This window comes from Glycomyces sambucus, assembly GCF_900102815.1.
In the GTDB taxonomy this organism is placed as follows: Bacteria; Actinomycetota; Actinomycetes; order Mycobacteriales; family Micromonosporaceae; genus Glycomyces; species Glycomyces sambucus.
The window spans coordinates 679,831-699,394 of record NZ_FNGF01000001.1 but is presented as its reverse complement, the minus strand read 5'-3'; the positions used below and the strand labels follow the sequence as shown (position 1 = coordinate 699,394).

Below are 19,564 nucleotides of genomic sequence, written 5' to 3'. Positions count from 1 at the left end.
GCGGGGGCCCGGTTCTGTCGGACCCGGCTGCGAATGTGGCACCTACCTTTCCCCGGGAGGGTGGGGGGTAGGGATGGTGAGAACCGTGCCCACCCACCCGCCCTTCGGGCGGAGCGCGGCGCCTTGTCGGTCCCGCTGGCTAGGCTTCGCGTGTGAACGGGGATTCCAGCCGGTTCATCGGACCCGACCTGTCCGATGCGGGGACCGACATCGCGCACGTCGACATGGACGCCTTCTTCGCGTCCGTCGAGGTCGCCCGCGACCCCTCGCTGCGCGGGAAGCCCGTGATCGTCGGCGGGCTCGGGCTGCGCGGCGTGGTCGCCGCCGCCTCGTACGAGGCCCGCACCTACGGCGTCCACTCGGCGCTGCCGATGGCCGTCGCGCGCCGCCGCTGCCCCAACGGCGTGTTCATGACCCCCACGGTCTCCTACGGCGAGGTCTCGCGCGCGATCATGGCGATCTTCCGCGAGTACACGCCCCACGTCCAGCCGATCTCGGTCGACGAGGCGTTCCTCGACCTCGCCGGGGCCCGGCGCCTCATCGGCTCGCCCGTCGAGATCGCCCGCTCGATCCGCGCCCGGGTCCGCGAGGAGCACGGCATCACCTGCACGGTCGGGATCGCCTCCACGAAGTTCCTCGCGAAGCTCGCCTCCGAGGCGTCCAAGCCCGACGGCCTCGGCGTCGTCGCACGCGCGACCGAACTCGAGTTCCTGCACCGCCTCCCGATCCGGGCCGTGTGGGGGATCGGCGAGAAGACCGCCGAGAAGCTCTCGCGTCTGGGGATGCGCACGGTCGGGGACCTCGCGCGCCTCGACGTCGACGCCCTCGCCGCCTCCGTCGGCACCGCCAGTGCCGAACACCTGTACGCCCTCGCGCGCAACATCGACCCCCGGCCCGTCCGCCCCGAGCGGGTCGAGAAGTCCATCAGCAACGAGACCACGTTCGGCACCGACGCCCCCGACGCTTCGGAGTGGGGCCCGGTGCTGCTGGAGCTGTCGCGCAAGGTCGCCTCCCGCGCGCGGGCCGCGGGCTGGGCCGGGCGCGGCGTCACCGTCAAGATCCGGTTCGGCGACTTCCGCACCATCACGCGCTCCCGTATGCTGGCCGCGCCCACTGACGTCGGCCGCGAGATCTACGAGGCGGCCCGCGAGATGGCCGACGCGGCCGCTACCGCGCCCGTGCGCCTCATCGGCGTGAAGCTCGACCACCTCGTGGAGTCGGCCGCGGTCGGCCGCCAGGTCGCCCTCGGCGAGCCCGAACACGGTTGGCGCGACATCGAAGCGGTGATGGACAAGGCCACCGAGAAGTTCGGGAAGGGGGCGGTCCGGTCGGCCGGGAGGCTCTCGCGCAGAGACTCGCGTGTAGACACCCGCGATCCTGGGAACCCGCCCGGGTGAGCGCCGCCGCTCCGAGTGCCCCCGCCTGGGGATCGCGAGGCCAGAACGGACCGATTCAAGGACGAACTGCCTTCCGCCTCGGGCGAAAGCCTCGTAGACTTGGACTACAAGCACCGGGGCCTGCTGGGTCCCGTCGAGACTAGTGCAGGAGGAGTGTCGTGCCGCTCTCCGACCACGAGCAACGCCTGTTCGAGCAAATCGAGCAGTCCTTGTCTGAAGACCCGCAGTTCGCCAATGCGGTGCGCGCCCACGACCCGGCGCACGTGACACGGCGCCGGTTCATCCTGGCCGGGGTCGTCACGGTCATCGGCATCGCCGCCGTCATCGGCACGGTGATCGCCGGCGGGAGCGCCGCCAAGTGGGGCGCCCCGATCGGGGCGGTCCTCATGTTCGGCGGCCTCATCCTGGGCCTGTGGGCGCAGCGACGCGGCACGAACGTGAAGCTCAAGGCCGTCGACGGCAAGGGCACCACGCGCACCACCGGCGGCGGAGGCGGCTCGAAGGGCGCCAAGCCCGGCGGGTTCACCTCCCGCATGGAGGAGCGCTGGCGCCGCCGCCGCGACAACGGCGACATCTTCTGACCTGCATCCACACACGCACGCGAGTGACGGGCCGCGCCTGAAGGGCGGGCCCGTTTCGCGTGTTCGCACGGGCACTGCTGGAGCGGCACGGCCGGGGGAGCGCGGCTGCGGGAGTACGGCCGAGGGGTGCGGCCGGAAGCGCACGGCTGCGGGATCTCGGCCGGGGGAGCGCGGCCACTGGGCCGCGGGCACTTCCTTCGGGCGAACGGCGTTGCGCTGTGGGCGAACACGGCGCCGGCGGACCGGGCGTTCCCGCGGCCTCCGGCGGACGCCCTCGAGCGGCGGTCGCGGCCCTAGAACCGCGGTCGGCCGCCGGCCCCGAACACGAAGCGGCCCGGCCGGGTGTCCCCGGCCGGGCCGATGCATCGCAGCGGTGCGGTTCGCTAACGCCCGCGGAGCATCGCGCGGCGGGCCGCGCGGCCCTGGTTCACGCTGGTCGGGATGGGACCCTTCGGGATCGCCATGCCGATGCCGAGCGCGTCGAGGCGCTTCGCGATGTGGTTCGCGGCCTTGGAGTCGATGTTCTTCGGCAGCTTCATGAGGCGCTTGCGCACCTCGGTCACCGAGAAGTCGTCGCCCTGGCCCTCGCCCACGAGGAACGTGTACACCGGGGTCGAGCCGACCACCCGCGAGATCCGCTTCTTCTCCTGGCCGAGCAGCTTGCGGGTCTTGGGCCCGCCCTCGCCCAGGAGCACCACGCCGGCCTTGCCGACCGCGCGGTGCACCATCTGGGTCTCCGACAGGGCCGCGACGCCGGGCGTCACCGTCCAGCCGCGGATCCCGTCGATGAGCGCGTACGCCGCGCCGGGCTTGCCGACGGCCTCCTTGTTCACCACCTTGCTCGTGCGCATGTTGAGCACGATCAGGCCGGCCAGAAGCGCCACGAACAGGGCCGAGATGTACCACAGCAGCGAGAACCGCGCGAACACCACCAGGGCGGTGACGATCACGAACGGCAGCAGGATCGCGGCGGCCTCCAACGGCAGGAACAGCTTGTCCCGCTGGTTGGTGAACTTGATCGCCATCCCGATCGTCTTCAGGCGCGACCCGAACGTCTCTTTTTCCTGCTGCTGTGCCATGGGCTCGATTCTACCGGCGCGTCACGCGAGCGCTTCGCTGCGGGCTTCGATCGCCTGTCGGTACAGCCGCCCCGCGCGGTAGGAGGAGCGCACGAGCGGACCGCTCATGACGCCCGCGAAGCCGATCTCCTCGGCCTCGGCCGACAGCTCCACGAACTCCTCGGGCTTGACCCAGCGGTCCACCGGGTGGTGGCGCTTGGTCGGGCGCAGGTACTGGGTGATCGTGATGAGCTCGCACCCGGCCGCGTGCAGGTCCCGCAGGGCCTGCGAGATCTCCTCGCGGGTCTCGCCCATGCCGAGGATCAGGTTCGACTTGGTGACCAGGCCGTCCTCGCGGGCCTTGGTGATCACCTCGAGGGACCGCTCGTAGCGGAACGCGGGGCGGATGCGCTTGAAGATGCGCGGCACGGTCTCGACGTTGTGCGCGAGCACCTCGGGCCGGGACGCGAACACCTCGGCGAGCTGCTCGGGCACGGCGTTGAAGTCGGGGATGAGCAGCTCGACGCCGCACCCGGGGATCGCCTCGTGGATCTGGCGGACGGTCTCGGCGTAGAGCCACGCCCCGCCGTCGTCCAGGTCGTCGCGGGCGACGCCGGTGACCGTGGCGTACTTCAGGCCCATGGTCTTCACCGACTCGGCGACCTTGAGCGGTTCCAGGCGGTCGAGCGGGCCGGGCTTGCCGGTGTCGATCTGGCAGAAGTCGCAGCGCCGCGTGCACTGGGAGCCGCCGATGAGGAACGTCGCCTCGCGGTCCTCCCAGCACTCGTAGATGTTGGGGCACCCGGCCTCCTGGCAGACCGTGTGCAGCCCCTCGCTCTTGACGAGGCCCCGCAGCTCGGTGTACTCGGGTCCGGTCTTGGCCTTGACCTTGATCCAGGAGGGTTTCTTCTCGATCGGGGTCTGGGCGTTGCGCACTTCGAGGCGCAGCATCCGGCGTCCTTCAGGCTGTACGGAAGTCACCGCCCCAGCCTACGCCGCGCCGCCGCCGACCGGCAGGTGTCGCTCGGCACAGCCGCGCGCGGCGCGAATCGTAGGATGACGTCCCCGCTGCTGTAATGGGCGCGGCACACCAGGCGACACCAGCACACCAGTACACCGGGCGACACCACGGGAGCGGCAGTGGAACTCATTCACCAGGGCAAGGTCCGCGACGTCTACGCCGACGGCGGCGACCTCGTCCTCGTCGCCTCCAACCGGGTCAGCGTGTACGACGTCATCCTCCCCACCGAGATCCCCGACAAGGGCGCCCTGCTCACCGCCCTCAGCCTGTGGTGGTTCGAGCGCCTCGCCGACGTCGTCCCCAACCACGTGGTGTCCGCCGAGGACGTGCCCGCCGAGTTCGCCGGCCGCGCCGTCCGCGTCAAGCGCCTCGACATGGTCAAGGTCGAGGCGGTCGTCCGCGGCTACCTCACCGGCTCGGTCCTGGACGCCTACCGCGCGACCGGCACCGTCAACGGCGTCGCCCTCCCGCCCGGCCTCGAAGACGGCTCGCGCCTGCCCGAGCCCGTCTACACCCCGACCACGAAGGCCGACGTCGGCGACCACGACGAGGCCGAGACGTTCGCGCAGACCGCCGACCGCCTCGGCGCCGGCCTCGCCGCCCGCGTCCGCGACCTCACCCTCGACGTCTACCGCCGCGGCGCCGAGATCGCCCTCGCCAAGGGCATCATCATCGCCGACACCAAACTCGAGTTCGGCCTCGACGAGGACGGCGTCCTCACCCTCGCCGACGAAGTCCTCACCTCCGACTCCTCCCGCTTCTGGGACGCCTCCGGCTGGAAGCCCGGCCAGGTGCAGCCGTCCTTCGACAAGCAGTTCGTGCGCGACTGGGCCCGGTCCACCGGCTGGCGCCCCGACGACGCCGAGGCCCCCGAGATCCCCGCCGACATCGTCGAGGCCACCCGCGCCCGCTACATCGAGGCGTACGAACTCCTCACCGGCCGCCGCTGGTAGCCGCCCCGGCGCCCGCCGGGACCCTCACGCGCCCGCGAGCGGCAGCGTCAACCGCAGCCGCCACCCGCCCGCGCCGACCGGCCCGTACTCGATCCCGCCGTCCAGCAGCTCCGCGCGCTGGCGCAGCCCCAGCAGGCCCACGCGCGAACTCGGCAGCTCCACGGCCGGGCGCGTCGGCGCCGAGTTCACGACCTCCACCACCAGGTCCCGCCCGACCGCCTCCAGCCGCACCCCGGCCTTCGCGCCCGGGGCGTGCTTGCGGGCGTTCGTCAACGCCTCCTGCACCGTCCGGTACACCGCCCGCTGCACCGGCGCGTCCAGCTCCGGCAGCGGCCCGATCGCCAGCTCCGCGTCGATCCCCGACCCCTCCACGAGCCGCTGCAACTGCGCGATCGACGGCTGCGGCACCGGGCCCTCCCCGCCGCGGCGCCCGCTCGCGTGCAGCACCCGCACCATCTGCCGCAGCTCCTCCAAGGTCGTCACGCTGACCTCCCGGATCGCCTCCGCGGTCGAACGCGTCCGCGCGTCCGGCGCCTGGAGCTCCAGCGCCCCCGCCTGCACCGCGATGAGGCTCACCTGGTGCGACACCACGTCGTGCATCTCCCGGGCCAGCTGCGCCCGCTCCGACGCCAGCGCCTGCTGCGTCAGCAGCCGCTGCTCGTGCTCGCGGGCCTCGGAGATCTCCGCCAGCCGATCGGCGAGGCGGTGGCGCGTGAGCTGCCCGTACCCGAGCACCACCGGGACGACCGCGAGCGCCACGTACGACAGCGCCGTGCGCAGGAACGGCTCCAGCGGCGTCGTGTACAGCGGCAGCTCCGCCAGGGCCCGCGCGAACGGCAGGCGCCACGCCCCGAAGAACAGGCCCCACAGGTACGTCCCCTGGAGCACGAACGCGACCGACAGCAGCACGGTCGCCGCGAGCGGCTTCCACGGGCCGCGGGCGCGGCTGGTGATCGTGTACAGCGCGATCATCGACGCGACCTTCTCGAACACCATGAACGCGGCCGGGAGCGTCACCAGGAACACCAGGAACGGGTACCGGCGCCGCAGCACCAGCGCCGCGACGCCCGCGACCGCGAACCCCGCGGCCGGCTGGTTGCGCACGTCGATCACGAACGCCAGGTGCACGACCGCGAGCGCGAGCGCGGCGAGGTCCCAGGCCCACTGGGGGAGCTGCGGGGGCCTCACCGGGCCTCGCGGCGACCGGGCCCGTCCAGGAGCGAGGAGCGCTCGGCGATGAGCGCGGCCTGGACCCGGTTCGCGACCTCCAGCTTCGTGAAGATCGAGGACACGTGGTCCTTGACGGTGCCCACGCCGAGGAACAGCTCCGAGGAGATCTCCCCGTTCGAGCGGCCCTCCGCGAGCAGCACGAGGATGTCGCGCTCGCGCTCGGTCAGGCGCTCCAGGCGCGGGTCGGGCTCGCTGGTGGCCGCCGCGTCGAGGTACTTCGCGACGATCGAGCGCGTCACCTGGCCCGACAGGGCCGAGCCCTCGGTCACCAGGGCCCGCACCTGGTGGATCAGGTGCGTGGGCTTGGTGTCCTTGAGGAGGTAGCCGGCGGCGCCCAGGCGCAGCGCGGCGTCCACGTACTCGTCGGTGCCGAACGTGGTCAGCGCGGCCACGGCCGGCGGGCGGGAGAGCTCCCGCATCCGCCGCAGGATGGTGAGGCCGTCCACGTCGGCCATGCGGATGTCGAGCAGGACCACGTCGGGCCGGAGCGCGACGATCCGGTCGAAGGCGTCGCCGCCCGAGACGGCGTCGACCACCTCGATGTCGTCGGCGGTCCCGAGGATGTGCGTGAAGCCGGAGCGGATCAGGGCCTCGTCGTCGACGATGAGGACGCGGATCATCGGTCGCTCCTCTCTGCGGTATGGGGCTTGTCTGCGGCCCGGAGGCCGGGGGTCTGCCGGGAATACCGCGCGGGGGCGGCGTTCGGTTGCATCCGATGGTCGGGGCCGCACCCGCCGATGGTCGGGTCCGCACCCCCGGAGGTCCTGCAACCGCCGCCGCCCGGCGGCGGCGGACCGCCGACCGGGGCGGGACGGTCCCGGACCTTCGCCGGAGGCGGCGGCGCCCGATGCGCACGAGCATGGGTGCACCTGACCCCATTCCCCCCGAGGAGCGCTCATGTGCGGATTCGTCGTCTGCGCGGGAGACCCCGCCGAGCCGGCCGGCGGCGACCTGCCGGCCCTGCTCGAACTGCTCGACCACCGCGGCCCCGACGAGACCGCGTCCGACCCGCCCGGGCGGCGCGTCCGCATGGGCTTCAAGCGCCTCGCGATCATCGACACCGCCGGGTCCCACCAGCCGATGCGCACCGGCGACGGGCGCCTCTCCATCGTCTTCAACGGCGAGATCTACAACTACCTCGAACTGCGCGACGAACTCGTCCGCGAGCACGGCGCGGTCTTCGCCACCCGCGGCGACACCGAGGTGATCCTCGCCGGGTACCGGCACTGGGGCCCCGACGTCCTCCACCGCCTGCGCGGCATGTTCGCGTTCGTCCTCCACGACGCCGAGGCCGACCTGCTGTTCGCCGCCCGCGACCCCTTCGGGATCAAGCCCCTGTACTGGACCCGCCGCGGCGGCGCCGTCTGGCTCGCCAGCGAGAAGAAGGCCCTCCCCGGGCTCGACCGCGACCGGGTCGACCCCGACGCGCTCGCCCACTACGCGACGTTCCAGTACGTCCCCGAACCGGCGACCCTCCACCAGGGGGTGCACCGGTTCGAGGCCGGCCACAGCGCCCTGTTCCGGCCCGGCGCCGAACCCCGGCCGGTCCGCTACTTCCAGCCGCTGTTCAAGCCCGCCAAGGTGACCGACGAGGAGCGCCTCCACCGCGACATCGAGGCGGCCCTGCGCGAGTCGGTGCGCCTCCACATGCGCTCGGACGTGCCCGTCGGCGCGCTCCTGTCCAGCGGCATCGACTCGACCGCCGTCGCCGCACTCGCCCGCGAGGTCAACCCGGGCCTGCTCACCTTCACCGCCCAGTTCACCGACCCGGGCCTGTACGACGAGCTCGAAGTCGCCTCCCAGTCCGCCGCGCAGCTCGGCCTCGCCAACATCCCCGCGCCCGTCTCGGCCGAGGACGTCATGCGCGAGCTGCCCGCGATCGTGTGGCACCTCGACGACCCCGTCGCCGACCCCGCGCTCGTCCCGCTCTACTTCGTCGCGAAGAAGGCCGCCGAGCACGTCACCGTCGCCCTCGGCGGCGAAGGCGCCGACGAGTTCTTCGGCGGGTACACGATCTACCGGGAACCCAAGTCCCTCAAGCCCGTCACCGCGCTCCCCGACTCCGCGAAGCACCTCCTCCAGCGCGTCTCCCGGGCCCTCCCCGAAGGCGTCAAGGGCCGCGGCTTCCTCGAACGCGGCACCGCCGAGATCGAGGAGCGGTTCGTCGGCAACGCGAAGATCTTCACCGGCGAGGCCAAGGCGCGGCTGCTGCGCCGCCCCGGCCCCGACGTCCGCGAGGTCACCGGTCCGGTCTGGGACGAGTCGGCGCACCTCGACCCGGTCTCGCGCATGCAGTACCTGGACCTGCGCACCTGGATGCGCGGCGACATCCTCGTCAAGGCCGACCGGATGTCCATGGCCCACAGCCTGGAGGTCCGGGTCCCGTTCCTCGACCGCGGCGTGTGGGAGGTCGCCTCCCGCATCCCCGCCGAGCACCGGCTCTCGGGCGCGCAGACGAAGACGGCGATGCGGCGGGCGCTGGCGCGGATCGTGCCGCCCGCGATCGTCGAGCGCCCCAAGCTCGGCTTCCCCACCCCGCACCGGCAGTGGCTCGCGGGCCCGATGTTCGACTGGACCGACCAGATCCTCGCCGAGGCCGCGTGCGGGCACCTGCTCGACCTCGACTACGCGCGCGGGCTCCTGCGCGAGCACCGCGACGGCGCCGACCACGCCCGGAAGGTGTGGGCGGTCCTGGTGTTCTGCCTGTGGTACGGGCAGATCGGGGCCGCACCGCCGCAGAAGTCCGCGCCCGCGATCCCGCGCCAGCTCCCGCCGGTCACCGTCGCGGCGGGGCCGGTGCCACCGCAAGCGGTTGCGCCGCAGCCGGTCCCGGTGGCCGGCCCCGGCTCGCCCGTGGAGATCGTCCCCGAGGTCGTGCCCGAGTACGTGGCCGCGCCGCAGCACGACACACCCGAGGGCCTGGTCCCCGGGTTCTGAGCCCCGGGTTCTGAGTCCCGGTCCTGGCGGGGCGGGCGCCGCGGCGCCCGCCCCGCACCCTCACGCCCCGAACAGGTCCTCGGCGACGAAGCCGCCCTCGGCCGCGCCCGGCGGGACCGCGAACACGCCCGAGCCCTCGGCGGTGATGAACTCCGAGAGCCGGTCCGAGGCCGCCATCTTCTCCTGCGCGTCAACGAACACCTGCGGGTCGGCCTGGAACGACACGAACAGCAGCCCCGCGTCGTACGGGTGCTCGGCGTGCATGTGGCCGTCCAGGTGCCCGTCGGTCGCCGCGTCCGAGGACACGTCGCCCTGGGTCAGGAACCCGTAGTCGTAGTTGAAGCCGCGCCGCACCATCGCCGCGTCGTGCACCACCGCGATGTGCGAGTCGGCCGGCACCGCGGGCAGGCCCGAGGCGTCCAGGGCCGTGAAGTCCGGGTGGTCGAACTCGCCGCCGCCGCTCAGCGGCACCCCCGAGTCCCGCTCCCGCCCGAACGTCAGGTTCTGATCCTCGGCCGACAGCATCGACCAGTCCGGCAGGCGCATCCGGATCTTGCGGAACACCAGGTACGTGCCGCCCTCGAACCACGACGGCTCCGCGTCCACCGCCCACACCCGGGCGTCGAACTCCTCGCTCCCCGCCTCTGGGTTCGCGCTGCCGTCCTTGAACCCCATGAGGTTCCGCGGGGTCCCGCCCCCGGCGGGCGCCGACGAGAAGCCGTGCTGCACCCACCCGAGCGTCCCCAGGCCCACGGCCCGCTTGCGCAGCTCCAGGAACGCGTTCGACACCACCTGCGGGTCGTCGCCGCACACCTGGAGCAGCAGGTCCCCGCCCGACCACGCCGGATTGAGCCGGTCCCCGTCGAACTCGGGCAGCTCGGCGAGCTTCGACGGCCGCGCCGCCTCCAGGCCCGCCTTCGCGAACGCGGCCGGGCCGATCCCGAACGTCACCGTCAACCGCCCCGGGGCCAGGCCCGCGGCCACGGCCTCGGCGTCGAACTGGTCCGCGCCGTCGATCCGGGCCTTCGGCGGGGCCTCCCCGGCCGCGAGCGCCGCCGCCGTGTCCGACCAGTCCCGCAGCAGCGCCTTCAGGTTCGCGGCCACCGCCGCGGTGCCGAGGGCGGCCCCGGTCGCGAGGTCCGCCGCCGCCAGATCGAACGCCGCGAACAGCGCATGGCCCTGGACCGGCGTCGCGATCCCGCCCTGCCGGTCCCCGTAGAACGGCTCGGTCCCCGAACCCTCGTCACCGGCCGCCGCGCCCTCGTCCTGCGCACCCGAGGCGATCGCCATGCCGACGCCCGCCCCGACCGCCGCCGAGACCGTCGCCGTCGCCAGCGCCGTCCGCCGCGACACCGTCGCCGCACCGGGCCCGCGCTCGACCGGCGGCCTCCGGAACCGCCGCCACAGGCCGACCGCCACGTCCACGACCACGAACGCCGCCAACGAAATCCCCAGCAGCGGGAAGAACCAGCCCACCAGGGCCCAGACCGCCACCACCGCGGCGATCACCGGCCACGGCAGCCGCCGCAGCCCGCCGCGCGGGTACGCCCGGCCCACCAGACCGCCGCGCGGGCGCCGCTGCCACCACATCCGGTACCCCCAGACGACCATGAGGACCAGCAGCACCATCGCCACCGCCAGCACGACCTGGTTCGCGAGCCCGAACAGCAGCCCCATGTGCGCGGCGATGAGCACGCTCGTCGCCTGCGCCATCACCGGCCAGTCCGCGAACCGCAGCTCGCCGGCCACCTGCGGCGCGCCCGAAGCCGTGTCCACGACCATCTGGTCCTGCTCCAGCGGCACCGACCGCCGCTGCTCGCTCACCAGGAACTGAGTCGCCGACCCGGCAGGCAGCGCGATCTCCATCGGGTCGCTCATCCCCGCCTCCCGCGCCGTCTCGTACACGCTGTCCAGCAGCGTGATCGAGAACGCCGAGGTCGCCATGCCCGTCATCGCGTCGTGCCCGGCGTGCGCACCGCCCGAGGCCCCTTCATCGACCGCGAGCGACGGCGTGGTCCAGCTCAGGGCCTCGCGCAGCTGCGCCACGTGCTCGCCCGCGTACCGCGACCACGTGACGCCCGTGACCGACAAGAACAGCAGCACCAGCACCAGCCACACCCCGACCGGGCCGTGCCAGGCGAGGGTCCGCGACCGGCCCGCACCGGCCGGCCGCGGCCGCCAGAACCCGCCGCTCCGGCGCCTCCTGGAGACCCACAGCACCAGGCCGCCGAGCGCGACCACCCACAGCCAGCTCGCCGCCAGCTCCGAGTACAGGCGCCCCGGCTCGCCCAGGTGCAGGTTCCGGTGCAGCGTCGAGATCCACTCCCGGACCGGACCGGCCTGCGAAGACCCGTACGTCGTGGAGTCGCCGAGCACCTCCCCGGTGTACGGGTCCACGTAGACCACGGCCACCGCGCCCGACTCGCGCGCGGTCCCGTCGTCCACCAGTACCGCAGTGGACGACTCGGCGTCGGCCGCGGGCCGCACCGCCGTCACCGGCCAGTCCGGGTGCGCCGCCGTCACCGCCCCCACCTGGTGCGCGAGCGTCAGCGGCTCGCCGCCGGGCTCGACGGTCTCCAGATCGGCGTGGAGGACGTCCTCCAACGGGTAGGACAGGGCGTAGGCCAGTCCGGTCAAGGCCGAGACCAGCAGGAACGGTGCTATCACGATGCCGGCGTAGAAATGCAGCCGGAGCAGGGGCTGCCGCAGGGCAGCCCGAATCCTTGCAGTTGACATGCTTCGCTTTCTGAGCAGCCCGGATCACCGGGCAGGGGGGAGCGCCGAACGGCGCCGGGGGACGACGGGAATCAGAAAGCGAACCGCGGAGGACCGCGGCGCGAGATGGCCGCCGCGGCGACCGGGGCCGGACGCGGGACCCGCGTCCGAGAGAAGAACCGGCGCAGGCGCACCGGAGCCGGGGCGCCCAGGCCCGTGATACGTACGAGGCGCGCGAACCACAGCGCCAGCAGGTCGAGCAGCGCCGCGAACGCGGACTCCCCGCGCGCCAGCCACGACGCCTGCGCCAGGGCCGCGGCGACGTGCACCAGCCACATGCTCACGCCCGCGCCGTGCGCGTGCGCGGTCTCGACGGCACCCGCCTGGAACAGCTCGTGCAGGCCCCACTGGGCCGCCAGGCACAGGGGCGCGAGGACGAGGAAGCCGCGCTGGCGTCCGCCCGCGGCGTACGCGGCGGCGAAGACGAGCGCGAAGGCGCCCGCGGCCTGGAGGAGGCCGGGCGCGTGCCCGCCGCTCCACAGGTGCAGCAGGAGCGAGGCCGGCCCGGCGACCGCGGCGAACACGGCGGCCCGCAGCAGTCGGAAGGGAATCCAGCTCACTCGCACGGCCGTATTCTGCCATGGGCGCGGGGACGGCGACGCCCCCGCGTCGGCCATCCGACACGGGGGCGTCCGGTGCGCGGTGCTAGGACCGCTTGCGGCCGTAGGTGAGGCGCCGGAGCACCACTTCGAACGGGCCGCGCTTCCCGGCCTTGTCCATGAGGACCGCGATGACCACGGTGAGCGCCCAGGTCCCGAACGCGTACCCGAACGCGCCCAAGTAGCCGAGGTCCTCGCCGAGGCCGAAGCCCCAGATCGTCAGCAGCGGCGCCATGATGATCGACTGGAGCAGGTAGCTGGTGAGCGACCGCTCGCCGACCGCGGCGAGCGCCCCGGGGACGCCGCGGCGGCCGTAGCCGCGGAGCTTGTGCGCGAGGAGCGCGAAGCCGCAGATGTAGCCGAGGCCGGCGTACAGGCCGCCGATGAGCGTCAGGTACACCGCGCCGATCCACACGCCGTTCGACGGCTCCCACGCGCCGAGCGCGATGAGGGCCACGGGGAGCGAGCTGAGGACGTTCACGGCCATGCCGGTGGCGAAGACCTTCTTGAGCTGCGGCAGGTGCGCCTCGGGGTGGTTGAGCCACCCGGCGCGCTGGAGCATCATGCCCGCGATGATGAGCGGGAAGAACGTCCCGGTGACGACGATGGCGACCGCGGCGACCGGCGAGGCGATCGCGCCGGTGATGAGCTGGCCGACGTACGGCGGGATGTCCTCGCCGCCGCCGGGCGGCTGGCTCGACATGGTGTAGAAGTACGCCATCATCGGGGTGCCGATGAGCACGGTGTACGCGGTGGTGCCGATGAGCCACTTCTTGAGGCCCCGGTCGGAGAGGGCGACGAAGAACAGCGCGATGAGGCCGGCGGCGCCGTACGGGGCGAGGATGTCGCCGAAGAACAGCAGGGTCGCGTGCAGGAAGCCGAACGCGATGAGCCACCACGAGCGGCGGCGCAGGACCTTGCGGACGGCCTTGGCCTCCATGCCGCGCGCGAACATGCGCGAGGCCATGACGGCGATGCCGAAGCCGTAGAGGATCGCGAACATCGGGCGCGAGCGCTCGGCGATGAGGAGCTGCTCGATGAAGTAGGCGATGTGGTCGGCCGCCGACTGCCCGGTGTTGTGGTTGTACTTGTCGAGGCCCATGCCCCACAGGTGGATCGGGACGTTCGCGAGCGCGATGAACAGCAGCATGCCGCCGCGCGCGATGTCGGGTGCGAGCGAGCGCTCGGCCTTGGTGATCGGCGTGGGCGGGCCGGCCTTGGGCGGGTCGGCGGTCGCGTAGGGGGTTGCGGTCACGACGGGCTCCTTCGGGATCGGGACGGGCTTCCTGGTTCGTTGCCGCGCAACGCGGTGCCGCGCGGTGCTGTGCGATGCGGTGGGGTCCGCACCTCCACAGTCTAGGAAATTCGCGCCCTTTTCACGGTAGTGCCAGCCCCCGGGCGTTGCTCCCGTCTCCGGTACCGTTCCGCCTCGTGCTGAGGAAGGATCACGTTCGTGCGATGTCGTACCCCAGGAGTATTTTTTACCCAGGGGACCCTCTTCGTGTCCGGTTTATGGTAGGCGCTCCGCGACACTCCCGGACACTCCCGAAACGCTGGCGCACGCAGCAGGGCCCCGCCGCGCATGCGGCGGGGCCCTGCTGTTCGCTTGCGTCCCTTGGGACTTCCGGCTACGGCTTCGTACAGGACCTTCGGTCTACTACACCTACGGCTTCGTCCCAGACCTCTAGTTCACTCGGCCTACGGCTTCGTGCCGTACCTCTGGTTCACTCCGCCTACGGCTTCGTGCTGAACCTCTAGTTCACTCCGCCTACGGCTTCGTGAACAAGAGCGCGGCGTTGTGGCCGCCGAAGCCGAAGGCCGTGTTGAGCGCGGCGTTGAGCTCGACCTTGCGGGCCTCGTTCGCGGCGACGTCCAGATCCAGGGCCGGGTCGGGGTTCTCCAGGTTGATCGTCGGGGGGATGACCCCTTCGACGATCGCCAGGATCGCCGCGATCGACTCGACCGCGCCCGCCCCGCCGAGCAGGTGCCCGGTCATGGACTTGGTCGCGGTGAGCACCACGTGGTCGCCGACCTCGCGCTTGATGCCCTTGACCTCCGCCATGTCGCCGACCGGCGTCGACGTGGCGTGGGCGTTGACGTGGCCGACGTCCTTCGGGTCGATGCCGGCCTGCTTAATGGCCGCCCGCATCGCGCGCCCGCCGCCCCGGCACTCCGGGTCGGGCTGGACGATGTCGTAGCCGTCGGAGGTCAGGCCGGAGCCCGCCACCACGGCGTAGATCCTCGCCCCGCGCGCCTCGGCGTGCTCGCGGCGCTCCAGGATCAGCGCGCCCGAGCCCTCGCCCATGACGAACCCGTCGCGGTCGCGGTCCCAGGGCCGGGAGGCGTGCTCGGGGTCGTCGTTGCGCGTGGACATGGCCTTCATCGAGGAGAACCCGGCCATCGGCAGGCCGCCGATGACCGCCTCGGCCCCGCCGGCCACGACCACGTCGGCACGGCCGGCGCGGATCATGTCGGCGGCCCAGGAGATCGCCTCCGCCGAGGTGGCGCACGCGCTGGTGGGGGCGTGCACGCCGGCCTGGGCGCCGAACTCGAGGCCGACCACGGCCGCGGGTCCGTTGGGCATGAGCATGGGCACGGTGAACGGGGAGACCTTCCGCGCGCCGCTCTCCTCCAGGATGTCGTCCTGGGCGAGGAGGGTCAGCGCACCGCCGATCCCGGAGCCGAAGACGACGCCGAGCCGTTCCTTGTCGAGGTCGTCGCTCAGCCCCGCGTCGTCCCACGCCTGCTGAGCCGCGACGAGCGCGATCTGCTCGGAGCGGTCGAGGCGGCGCAGCCGGACCCGGGGCAGGACCTCGGACGGCTCGACCGCCAGCTCGGCGGCGATCCGGCACGGGAGCTCCTGGGCCCACGCGTGCGCGAGCTGATGGACACCCGACCGTCCGGCCACGAGTGCTTCCCAGGTCGACGCCACGTCCCCGCCGAGGGGAGTGGTCGCGCCGAGCCCGGTCACGACTACCTCAGTCACATTAACCCTTCTCGATGTAGGAGACGGCGTCGCCGACGGTCTTCAGGTTGGCGACCTCGTCGTCGGGGATCTTGACGCCGAACTTCTCCTCGGCGGCAACGACGACCTCGACCATGGCGAGCGAGTCGACGTCGAGGTCGTCGGTGAAGGACTTGCCGTCGGCGACGTCGTCGGGGTTGACGCCCGCGACCTCTTCGAGGATGTCCGACAGGCCTTCGCGGATCTCGTCACGAGACAGAGCCATGAGTTATTCCCTTTCGATAGTTACGGGCAGCGGATGACCTGCCCGGCGTAGGTGAGCCCGCCGCCGAATCCGAACAGGAGGATCGGGGCGCCGGAGGCCACCTTGCCACTTTGTACCAACTTCGACAGCGCCAGCGGCACCGACGCCGCCGAGGTGTTGCCGGAGTAGACGATGTCCTCGGCGACGACGCAGTCGTCGCTGAAGTCCAGCCGCTTGGCGATGCCCTGGATGATGCGCAGGTTCGCCTGGTGCGGCACGAAGGCCGCGAGTTCGGAGATCTTGACGTCGGCCTTCTCGGCGACCTTCTCGATGAGCGGCGCGAGCTGGGTGGTGGCCCAGCGGAAGACGGTCTGGCCGGCCTGCTTGATGTAGGGGACGTCCTCCTCGATGCGGATGACGTCGGCCATGGACGGCTCCGAGCCCCACACGACCGGGCTGATGGCCAGGGCGGGGTCGTCGGTGCCCTCGACCACGACGGCGCCCGCGCCGTCGCCGAAGAGGACGCACGAGGTGCGGTCCTCCCAGTCGGTGACCGCGGTGAGCTTCTCGGCGCCGATCACCAGGGCGCGGGTGGCGCTGCCGATGCGGATCGCCATGTCGGCCTGGGCCAGCGCGTACTCGAAGCCCGAGCACGCGGTGTTGACGTCCATCGCCGCGGGCGCGTCGATGCCGAGGGCCTCGGAGACGCGGCAGGCGGTGTTGGGGCAGACGTCCTTGGCGGAGACGGTCGCCACGATGACCATGTCGATGTCGCCGGGCTGGAGCCCGGCGTTCTCCAGGGCCTGCCGGGCGGCGTGGGTCGCCATGTCGGCGACCTTCTCGTCGTCGGCGGCGATGCGGCGCTCCTTGATGCCGACCCGGGAGACGATCCACTCGTCGTTGGTGTCGACCATCTTGGCGAGGTCCTCGTTGGTGAGGACCTTCTCCGGCTGGTAGTGCCCGACGCTGACGACGCGCGTTCCGTTGACGCTCACTCGACTCCTTCAGTGCTCGCGAGTTCGGCGGCGGCGGTGAGGTCTTCGGGGGAGTTGACGTTGAGTCGCTCCACGCCCTTGAGCGCCCGCTTGGCCAGTCCGGTGAGCGTCCCTGCCGGCGGCAGTTCGACGACCGCCGTGACGCCCAGTTCTCCAAGCGTACTCATGCAGGCGTCCCATCGGACGGGTGAGGTGACCTGGGCCACGAGTTGCTGCAACGCGGCGGCGCCGCTCGTCACGGGCTTCCCGTCGCGGTTGGACAGGAGGGGCCGGACGGGGTCGGCGGTGGCGATCTCGGCGGCGACGGCTTCGAGGGCCTCCTGCGCGGGGGCCATGTGGGGGGTGTGGAAGGCGCCGGCGACCTTGAGCGGGATGATCCGGGCCTTCTCGGGCGGGTTCCCGGTGAGTTTCTCGATGGCGGCGACGGGTCCGGCGGCGACGATCTGGCCGGCGCCGTTGCGGTTGGCGGGCCAGGCGCCGGCGGATTCGATCGCGGCGAGGACGTCGTCCTCGACGCCGCCGAGGACGGCGGCCATGGTGGTCGGCTCGATGTTGCAGGCGGCGGCCATCTCGCGGCCGCGGACGGCGGCGAGGCGGACGGCGGCCTCGGGGGTGAGGACGCCCGCGATGGCGAGCGCGGTGAGCTCGCCGACGGAGTGCCCGGCGACGGCGGCGCCGTCGTAGGCGGGGTCGGCGAGGAGGCGCTCGGCCGCGAGGAGGCCCGCGGCGACGAGGAGCGGCTGGGTGTTCGCGGTGTCGGTGATCTCGTCCTGGTCCGCTTCGGTGCCGAGGCGGACGAGGTCGAGGCCGATGAGATCGGACCACTCGCGCAGCCGGGTGGCCGCTGCGGGGTCGTCGATCCACGGCGTCAGGAACCCGGGCTTCTGCGAGCCCTGCCCGGGAGCGAGAATGGCAAGCACACTAGAACTTTCGCATCGACGGCATGGGATACGGGAGCGGGCGGAGGACTGAAACCCCCGCCGGTTCTTGTAGGGAATCTACAACACTCATTGTAAGCTGCGAGGACGCCGGGTCACCGGCGAGCTCTCCAGGCGCCCTATGGTCAACCCCACACGGAGCACGAAGGCCTCATGGGGATCCGTGGGGGAGAAACCGGTCACCTCCTGGATGCGGCGGAGGCGGTAGCGGACCGTGTTGGGGTGGACGTACAGCTCGCGCGCGGTGCCCTCGAGGACGCCGCCGGAGGCGATGAACGCGTCCATGGTCTCCAGCAGCTCCCCGCCGGCGCGGCGCAGCGTCATGAACACGCCCTCGCGCAGGCCCTGGCGGGCGGCCTCGTCGCCGGCGATGGCGCGCTCGGGGAGGAGCTGCATCGCGGTGACGGGGCGGGGGGCGTCGGGCCAGGCGGGGGCGGCGCGGTGGCCGGCGACCGCGGCGAGCGCGGAGGAGGAGGCGTCCGCGAGCCCGGTCACGGTGGGCCCCACGACGATCGGTCCCTCGCCGAACTGCCCGGTGAGCTTCTCGACGATCTCGACGGGCTCCTTGACGCCGCCGAGGAGGAGCACCAGGCGGGCGCCGTGGACGCCCGCGAGGATGTCCAGGCCGAGGCGCCGGGCGGCCCGCTGGACCGAGTGGAGGACGAGCGTGGCCTCGCCGCCGGGGGTGGCGCCGCAGACGACGGTGATCGTCTGGGTCTCGGACCACCCGAGCGCGGCGGCGCGGCTGATGAGCTCGTCGGAGTTGTCGCCGCGCAGGAGCGCGTCGACGAGCATCGCCTGGAGGCGGGCGTCCCACGCGCCGCGGGTCTCGGCGGCGCGGGCGTACACGCGTGCGGCCGCGAACGCGATCTCGCGGCTGAAGCGGAGCACGGACTCGCGGAGCTGGTCGTCCTCGCCGTCGGCGGCGAGCTGGGGGACCTGCTCTTCGACGACGTCGATGACGACCTGGATGAGGGCGACGGTGTGCTGGAGGCTGATGGCGCGCGCCAGTTCGAGGGGCGCGGCTTCGAACACCATGTCGGAGGTGCCGAGGTCGTCGCCGGAGGACCGCAGCCACTCCAGGAATTGACGGACGCCGGCCTGGGCCACCAGGGTCACCATCGAGCGCTGCTCGGCGGGGAGGTCGCGGAACCAGGGGAGGCGTTCGTCCATCCGGGTGAGCGACTGGGTCGTCAGCGCCGACGAGGAGCGTTCGATGTTCTGAATGGTCGTGGCCAGGTCCATGCCCTATAGCCTGCCAGACGTGGCGCGCGCCGCGCACCGACGTCGGTCGGAATACCCGTCGCGCCACTACTGTTGCCCGAGAGAGCACGATTTCAGACAAGAACAGAGAGGCGGTCCTATGGCCACCGTTGAACTGACCAAGGACAACTTCGAAGCGACCGTCACCGGCAACGGCATCGTGCTGGTCGACTGGTGGGCCGACTGGTGCGGGCCCTGCAAGATGTTCGCGCCGACGTTCGAGTCCGCGAGCGAGCAGCACAGCGACGTCGTCTTCGGGAAGATCGACACCGAGGACCAGCAGGAGCTGTCCGCCGAGGCCGGGATCCAGTCGATCCCGACGCTCATGGCCTTCCGCGACGGCATCCTCCTCTACAGCCAGCCGGGCGCCCTGCCGCCGGCCGCGCTGGAGGAGATCATCGGCAAGGTCAAGGAGCTCGACATGGACGCGGTGCGCGCCGAGATCGAGAAGGAAGAGGCCGAAGAGGCCTAGTCCGACCAAGACGCATTGAGGGCGGGCGCGCTGCGGCGCGCCCGCCCTCGTTCGTATCCGGAGACCGTGTCCCGCAGGGTGGTGCGGGCGTGAAGGGACGCCTCCGGGGCCGGTGTCCGACGTGCGGGCCCGTGTG

General features: G+C 72.4%; 16 protein-coding genes and 1 pseudogene. 5 read left to right on the top strand and 12 right to left on the bottom strand.

The genetic code is table 11. The features are described from left to right. The first annotated feature begins 152 nt into the window (after positions 1 to 152). Complete coding sequence (gene dinB, locus BLS99_RS03255; RefSeq protein WP_245712133.1) at positions 153 to 1,397, top strand: DNA polymerase IV; 1,245 nt, start codon at positions 153 to 155, stop codon at positions 1,395 to 1,397. 158 nt (positions 1,398 to 1,555) lie between these two features. Beyond that, positions 1,556 to 1,978 (top strand): DUF3040 domain-containing protein, encoded by a 423-nt coding sequence (locus tag BLS99_RS03250; protein WP_091043401.1) that lies wholly within the window; start codon positions 1,556 to 1,558, stop codon positions 1,976 to 1,978. 383 nt (positions 1,979 to 2,361) lie between these two features. Here the strand turns inward: BLS99_RS03250 and BLS99_RS03245 are convergent, their stop codons facing one another. Then, on the bottom strand, positions 2,362 to 3,057 hold the full coding sequence (locus BLS99_RS03245) for a DUF4191 domain-containing protein (protein WP_091043399.1): 696 nt from the start codon (positions 3,055 to 3,057) through the stop codon (positions 2,362 to 2,364). Positions 3,058 to 3,078: 21 nt separating this feature from the next. Further along, a complete protein-coding gene (gene lipA, locus BLS99_RS03240; protein ID WP_176953209.1) occupies positions 3,079 to 3,987 on the bottom strand; it encodes a lipoyl synthase in 909 nt (302 codons plus the stop codon). Between the two features lie 189 nt (positions 3,988 to 4,176). Between lipA and BLS99_RS03235 the strand changes: the two genes are divergently transcribed. Beyond that, a complete protein-coding gene (locus BLS99_RS03235) occupies positions 4,177 to 5,010 on the top strand; it encodes a phosphoribosylaminoimidazolesuccinocarboxamide synthase (protein WP_091043392.1) in 834 nt (277 codons plus the stop codon). Positions 5,011 to 5,034: 24 nt separating this feature from the next. On the opposite strand, the gene BLS99_RS27275 is transcribed toward BLS99_RS03235, so the two are convergent. Then, positions 5,035 to 6,198 carry a sensor histidine kinase gene (locus tag BLS99_RS27275; protein WP_091043388.1) on the bottom strand — a complete coding sequence of 388 codons (1,164 nt, stop codon included), beginning with the start codon at positions 6,196 to 6,198 and terminating at the stop codon, positions 5,035 to 5,037. Next, a complete protein-coding gene (locus tag BLS99_RS03225; RefSeq protein WP_091043384.1) occupies positions 6,195 to 6,860 on the bottom strand; it encodes a response regulator in 666 nt (221 codons plus the stop codon). The genes BLS99_RS27275 and BLS99_RS03225 overlap by 4 nt, the downstream gene beginning before the upstream one ends. Positions 6,861 to 7,137: 277 nt before the next feature. Between BLS99_RS03225 and asnB the strand changes: the two genes are divergently transcribed. Then, positions 7,138 to 9,177, top strand: coding sequence for an asparagine synthase (glutamine-hydrolyzing) (asnB, locus tag BLS99_RS03220; RefSeq protein WP_091043380.1), 2,040 nt, complete (start codon positions 7,138 to 7,140; stop codon positions 9,175 to 9,177). Between the two features lie 60 nt (positions 9,178 to 9,237). Here the strand turns inward: asnB and BLS99_RS03215 are convergent, their stop codons facing one another. The 8 genes and pseudogenes from BLS99_RS03215 to BLS99_RS03180 form a co-directional block, all read right to left on the bottom strand. Next, complete coding sequence (locus BLS99_RS03215) at positions 9,238 to 11,913, bottom strand: Dyp-type peroxidase (RefSeq protein ID WP_091043377.1); 2,676 nt, start codon at positions 11,911 to 11,913, stop codon at positions 9,238 to 9,240. 71 nt (positions 11,914 to 11,984) lie between these two features. Then, on the bottom strand, positions 11,985 to 12,512 hold the full coding sequence (locus BLS99_RS03210) for a hypothetical protein (RefSeq protein ID WP_143034669.1): 528 nt from the start codon (positions 12,510 to 12,512) through the stop codon (positions 11,985 to 11,987). Between the two features lie 85 nt (positions 12,513 to 12,597). Then, positions 12,598 to 13,806 carry a DUF418 domain-containing protein gene (locus BLS99_RS03205; protein ID WP_091043370.1) on the bottom strand — a complete coding sequence of 403 codons (1,209 nt, stop codon included), beginning with the start codon at positions 13,804 to 13,806 and terminating at the stop codon, positions 12,598 to 12,600. Positions 13,807 to 14,319: 513 nt separating this feature from the next. Further along, positions 14,320 to 15,537, bottom strand: a complete 1,218-nt coding sequence (fabF, locus tag BLS99_RS03200; RefSeq protein ID WP_091043366.1) for a beta-ketoacyl-ACP synthase II — start codon at positions 15,535 to 15,537, stop codon at positions 14,320 to 14,322. Between the two features lies 1 nt (position 15,538). After that, entirely contained in the window at positions 15,539 to 15,775 is a 237-nt protein-coding gene (locus BLS99_RS03195; RefSeq protein WP_030159099.1) for an acyl carrier protein, read from the bottom strand. 26 nt (positions 15,776 to 15,801) lie between these two features. Continuing rightward, positions 15,802 to 16,755 (bottom strand): beta-ketoacyl-ACP synthase III, encoded by a 954-nt coding sequence (locus tag BLS99_RS03190; protein ID WP_091043363.1) that lies wholly within the window; start codon positions 16,753 to 16,755, stop codon positions 15,802 to 15,804. 20 nt (positions 16,756 to 16,775) lie between these two features. Further along, positions 16,776 to 17,675: pseudogene (locus tag BLS99_RS03185) on the bottom strand (ACP S-malonyltransferase); the annotation flags it as partial. A gap of 87 nt (positions 17,676 to 17,762) precedes the next feature. After that, positions 17,763 to 18,938: a PucR family transcriptional regulator gene (locus tag BLS99_RS03180; RefSeq protein ID WP_091043357.1), complete on the bottom strand. Its 1,176-nt coding sequence runs from the start codon at positions 18,936 to 18,938 to the stop codon at positions 17,763 to 17,765. A gap of 118 nt (positions 18,939 to 19,056) precedes the next feature. Here BLS99_RS03180 and trxA point away from each other — a divergent pair, with 118 nt between their 5' ends. Continuing rightward, positions 19,057 to 19,428: a thioredoxin gene (gene trxA, locus BLS99_RS03175; protein ID WP_091043352.1), complete on the top strand. Its 372-nt coding sequence runs from the start codon at positions 19,057 to 19,059 to the stop codon at positions 19,426 to 19,428. The last annotated feature ends 136 nt before the right edge of the window (positions 19,429 to 19,564 follow it).